Raw genomic sequence first — 1,458 nt, 5'->3', positions numbered from 1 at the left:
ACCGACGACACCGCCCTGCGTTTCGAAGCCTACGGCTGGCACGTGGTGCGCAACGTCGACGGCCACAACCCGGACGCCATCAAGGCGGCGATTGAAGAAGCCCGCAAGGTGACCGACAAGCCGTCGCTGCTGATGTGCAAGACCGTTATCGGCTTCGGCTCGCCGAACAAGGCCGGCACCCATGACGTGCACGGCGCCGCGCTGGGCGCCGCCGAAGTGGCCGCCACCCGCGAAGCACTGGGCTGGAAATACGCCGCCTTTGAAATCCCGCAGGACATCTACGTCCAGTGGGACGCCAAAGAAGCCGGTCAGGCCAAAGAAGCGGCCTGGAACGACAAGTTCGCCGCCTACGCCAGGGCCTTCCCGGAACTGGCCGCCGAGTTCAAGCGCCGCATGAACGGCGAGCTGCCGGCGGACTGGAAAGCCGACGCCAAGGCGTTCGTGGAAAAACTGCAGGCCAACCCGGCCAACATCGCCAGCCGCAAGGCGTCGCAGAACGCGCTGGAAGCGTTCGGCAAGGTGCTGCCGGAGTTCCTGGGCGGCTCCGCCGACCTGGCGCCGAGCAACCTGACCATGTGGTCCGGTTCGAAAGCGCTGAACGTTGACCCGGCGGGCAACTACATTCATTACGGCGTGCGCGAGTTCGGCATGACCGCCATCACCAACGGCATCGCGCTGCACGGCGGCTTCCTGCCGTACTCGGCGACCTTCCTGATGTTCGTGGAATACGCCCGCAACGCGGTGCGCATGGCGGCGCTGATGAAGCTGCGCAACGTGTTCGTCTACACCCACGACTCCATCGGTCTGGGCGAAGACGGCCCGACCCACCAGCCGGTGGAGCAGCTGGCGAGCCTGCGCGTGACCCCGAACATGAGCACCTGGCGTCCGTGTGACCAGGTGGAATCGGCGGTCGCGTGGCAGTACGGCATCGAGCGCAACGACGGCCCGACCACGCTGGTGTTCTCGCGCCAGAACCTGACCCAGCAGCCGCGCACCGCAGAGCAGCTGGCGAACGTGTACCGCGGCGGCTACGTGCTGAAAGACTGCGCGGGCACGCCGGACGTCATCCTGATTGCCACCGGCTCCGAAGTGGGCATCACGGTGGAGGCGGCGGACAAGCTGACCGCAGCGGGCCGCAAGGTGCGCGTGGTGTCGATGCCGTCGACCGACGCGTTCGACAAGCAGGATGCGGCGTACCGCGAGTCGGTGTTGCCGGCGGCGGTAACGGCGCGCGTGGCGGTGGAAGCGGGTATCGCGGACTACTGGTACAAGTACGTGGGCCTGAACGGCGCCATCGTGGGCATGACCACCTTCGGTGAGTCGGCGCCGGCGGAGCAGCTGTTCGCCGAGTTCGGCTTCACCGTGGACAACGTGGTGGCCAAGGCGCAGGCGCTGCTGAAGTAAGCCGCCGGGCGCAAGCCGATAAAAAAGCCGGTCATCATGACCGGCTTTTTTTAT

1 protein-coding gene is annotated in these 1,458 nt (G+C 66.3%); it reads left to right on the top strand.

Annotation, left to right across the window (positions count from 1 at the left end; translation table 11 throughout):
* Positions 1-1,404 (top strand): transketolase (locus J9788_RS24950; protein WP_209333076.1); only part of this gene is annotated, 1,404 nt, incomplete at its 5' end.
* Positions 1,405-1,458 lie beyond the last annotated feature (54 nt).

This window comes from Serratia sp. X10 (assembly GCF_017811775.1).
GTDB lineage: Bacteria > Pseudomonadota > Gammaproteobacteria > Enterobacterales > Enterobacteriaceae > Serratia > Serratia ureilytica.
This window is presented reverse-complemented; position numbering and strand designations above follow the sequence as displayed.